This is a genomic window from Streptomyces calidiresistens (assembly GCF_014141525.1).
GTDB lineage: Bacteria > Actinomycetota > Actinomycetes > Streptomycetales > Streptomycetaceae > Streptomyces > Streptomyces calidiresistens.
In genome coordinates this window covers 1-3,415 of record NZ_VKHS01000608.1, presented here as the reverse complement: position 1 = coordinate 3,415, position 3,415 = coordinate 1, and the positions used below count along the sequence as shown (strand labels likewise).

Genomic DNA, 3,415 nt, shown 5'->3' with positions numbered 1-3,415 from the left:
CGCCGGTGGAGTGGTGGTCACGACGGGGGTCCCTCCGGGGCGGGGCTCCCCGACGGCCGGGGAGCGGTGCGGCACGGGACGGGGGGAGGCGTCGTCGCCCCGGGGCGGCGCGGCACTTCCGACGGCCCGGCGGCGGTGGTCACGGGATCGGCGCCGACGCGACGGCACGGCCGGGGGCGGGGGCGGTGGGAACCGCCCCGCCCCCGGCGACGTCGTGTCGATCGGGCATCGGCTCGGGGTTCCGGACACGCCCGGGGTTCCGGGGAACCCGGGGGGAGACCATCCGACCGATGACCGTCGGATGGTATACCCACCGGCCGACGGTGGGTCGGTCACCCCCGGACGCCGCTCAGTCGCCGAACGCGGGCCGCTCGGGGTCGAGATCGGCCCGACCGTCCATCGGCGAGGACGCCTCGGCGAAGAACCGTCGCGGGATCCGCCCGGCGCCGGCGGCCAGGAACCCCGCCTCCACCGCCAGCCGCATCGCCCGGGCCATCGCCGGCGGCCGCTGAGCCCGGGTGACCGCGGAGGCGAGCATCACGCCGTCGCAGCCCAGCTCCATGGCCAGCGCGACGTCCGAGGCGGTACCGGCGCCCGCGTCCAGGATCACCGGGACCGTCACCCGTTCACGGATCAATCGGAAGTTGTGCGGGTTGCGGATGCCCAGCCCGGAGCCGATCGGGGAACCCAGCGGCATCACCGCCGCGCACCCCGCCTCCTCCAGGCGGCGCGCCAGCACCGGATCGTCGTTGGTGTACGGCAGGACGGTGAACCCGTCCTCCACCAGGGTCTCGGCGGCTTCCAGGGTCTCCACCGGGTCCGGCAGCAGGGTGCGTTCGTCGGCGATGACCTCCAGCTTCACCAGGTCGGTGCCCAGCGCCTCGCGCGCCAGCCTGGCGGTCAGCACCGCCTCGCCGGCGGTGAAGCACCCGGCGGTGTTCGGCAGCACCGCGATGCCCGACTCCTCCAGCACCGACAGCACCGAGCCGTGCACCGAGGCGTTCACCCGACGCATCGCCACGGTGGTCAACTCCGTGCCGGAGGCCACCAGGGCCTCCCGCAGCACCTTCAGGCTGGGCGCGCCGCCGGTCCCCATGATCAGCCGGGAGTTGAAACGGTGTTCACCCAGCACCAGCGGTTCGGTCGACGGGTCGGAGCCCTCCCCGGGGCGGTCGCCGGGGGAGCGGCCGGGCGCGGTGTCCGTCGCGGACGCCTCACGGGTCACGCCGTTCACCCCCCCTGCACGGCGGTCAGCACCTCGACGCGGTCGCCGTCCCCCAGCGGGGTCCGCTCCCACGCGGCGCGCGGCACCACGTTCTCGTTCAACGCCGCGGCCATCCCGCGGCCGGTCGTCCCCCCGGCGGGGACGATCGCGGCGACGGCCCCGGCGAGCGTGCTGCCCACCGGCAACGTGCGCCGTTCCCCGTTCAGCGAGACGGTGACGTGGGGTTCGGTTCGATCGTTCACGGGCCCTCCTCGATCGGGTACGGGGCCTCCCCGGCGGTCCGGCCGCCCGGCACGCCCGCCCCCACGGGCGCGAACCGCTCCGGTGAGAAGGGACGGGCCCGCTCCGGTGCCGTTCCGGTGGCCAGGTGCTCCGCCATCAGCTCCCCGGTGATCGGTGCCAGCAGGACACCGTTGCGGTGGTGCCCGCCGGCGACCAGCAGACCGGGGGTTCCGGTCTCGCCGAGCAACGGCGCGTTGTCCGGCGTGCCGGGACGCAGCCCGGCCACCGCCTCCACCAGCGGCAACTCCGTCAGGCCGGGCACCAACTCGTGTGCGTCGCGCAGGAGTTCGTAGACCCCGCCGGCGGTCACCGTGGTGTCCCACCCCTGCTCCTCGGAGGTCGCGCCGATGACCAGCTCACCGGACTCGCGGGGTACCAGGTAGACGTGCGAACCGCGCACCACCGCCCGCACCGTGCGGGAGAGGAACGGGACCCCGGCCGGCATCCGCAGCCGCAGCACCTGCCCCTTGACCGGCCGCACGGCCGGTCGCGCCTCCTCCGGCACCCCCTCCAGCCGTCCGCTGCGGCTGCCGGCGGCCAGGACCACCCGCCCGGCGCCGAGACGGGTGCCGTCGTCCAGCACCGCGCCGGCCACCCGTCCGGAGGCCGACCACACGCCGCGGGCCTCCCGTCGGGTGAACACCACCCCGGCCCGTTGGGCCGCGACCAGCAACGCGTCCATCACCGGGCGGGGATCGACCTGGTGGTCGCCCTCCACCCGCAACCCCCCGCGCACCCCCGGTGCCAGCATCGGCTCCAGTCGGCGGCACTCCCGCCCCGTCAGCCACCGGGCGTCCAGCCCGCACCGGGTCTGCAGGGCGTGCAACTCGCGCAGTTCGGCCCGGTCGTCCGAGTCCAGCGCCACCGCCAGGGTGCCGCAGCGCCGGTATCCCAGGGCGGAGCCGTCGCCCTGGCCGGCCGCGTCGGCCAACTCCTCGGCGAAGGCGGGCCACAGGGCGGCGGAGGCGAGATTGAGGCCCAGCAACTCCTCCTCGCCGTGGTGGAGTTCGGTGACGGCTGCCAACATGCCGGCGGCCACCCCGGCGGCGCCCCCACCCGGTTCGGGATCCACCACCGTCACCCGGAGACCCCGTTCGGCGGCCCGCCAGGCCACCACCAGGCCGATGATCCCGCCGCCGATCACCAGGACATCGGGCGCGCCGGCGCCCACACCGTCGGTGGGGCCCGGAACGCCGGGGCGCGGCGGCCGAAAACTCGTCACGAGGGCTGCTCCTCCCTTCGCCGGCATGACCCGGATCAGGTGCGTACGGTCGGGGGCCGGCCAGCCCCCCTCTCAGCCCGGTGCGTCCGGACTCCCGCGGGTGCTCTACGGTCATCAGCGTAGTACGCCGGGCCCCGCGGCGGACCGCCGGGGCTTTCCCGCGCCCGCGGGGCGGGAGGAACGAGGAGGCCGCCGTGTCCACCACCCCCGCCGAACAGGCGACCGGAGCGACCGGAGCGACACCGGAGCCCGTGTCCCCCTCCCTGGACGGACGGATCCTGGTGCCCGTCGCCGACCAGGCCGCCGGGCAGGTCGGCACCCGCACCCGGTTCCGCTACCACGAGCGGGACGGTCGGGTGTGGGCGGAGTACGACGGCGGCGACATCGTGCACGGTCATCTCGTCGGCACCCGGTCCGGCGACCGGCTCGACTTCCGGTACGTCCAACTGCGGGTGGACGGCAGCACCGCCTCCGGGCACTGCGTCAGCCGGGTGGAGAACCTGCCCGACGGCCGGGTGCGGCTCCACGAGACGTGGCGCTGGGAGTCCGGCCCCGGCTCGGGAACCAGCGTGGTGGAGGAGCCCCGGCACGGCACGGCGAGCGGCCCCCTCGCCGCACCCCCCGCATCCCCTGCGGCCTGTCTCTTATACACCTCTGACGCTGCCGACGAAGCGGCAAGTGTAGAT

General features: G+C 75.6%; 4 protein-coding genes and 1 riboswitch. Of the genes, 1 reads left to right on the top strand and 3 read right to left on the bottom strand.

Going from position 1 to position 3,415, the window contains the following annotated elements; all coding sequences use genetic code 11:
- Positions 1-349: 349 nt before the first annotated feature.
- The 3 genes from FOE67_RS20345 to thiO form a co-directional block, all read right to left on the bottom strand.
- Positions 350-1,135: a thiazole synthase gene (locus FOE67_RS20345; RefSeq protein WP_194444509.1), complete on the bottom strand. Its 786-nt coding sequence runs from the start codon at positions 1,133-1,135 to the stop codon at positions 350-352.
- A gap of 95 nt (positions 1,136-1,230) precedes the next feature.
- A complete protein-coding gene (gene thiS, locus FOE67_RS20340) occupies positions 1,231-1,467 on the bottom strand; it encodes a sulfur carrier protein ThiS (RefSeq protein WP_182666286.1) in 237 nt (78 codons plus the stop codon).
- The gene (gene thiO, locus FOE67_RS20335; RefSeq protein WP_323385140.1) at positions 1,464-2,678 is read right to left on the bottom strand and encodes a glycine oxidase ThiO; all 1,215 of its coding nucleotides are present in this window, start codon (positions 2,676-2,678) and stop codon (positions 1,464-1,466) included. The genes thiS and thiO overlap by 4 nt, the downstream gene beginning before the upstream one ends.
- Before the next feature lie 46 nt (positions 2,679-2,724).
- Positions 2,725-2,837, bottom strand: a riboswitch (TPP riboswitch).
- 143 nt (positions 2,838-2,980) lie between these two features.
- On the opposite strand from thiO, the gene FOE67_RS30975 reads away from it, so the two are divergent.
- On the top strand, positions 2,981-3,415 hold a 435-nt coding region (locus FOE67_RS30975), incomplete at its 3' end, for an avidin-fold protein (protein ID WP_498370708.1).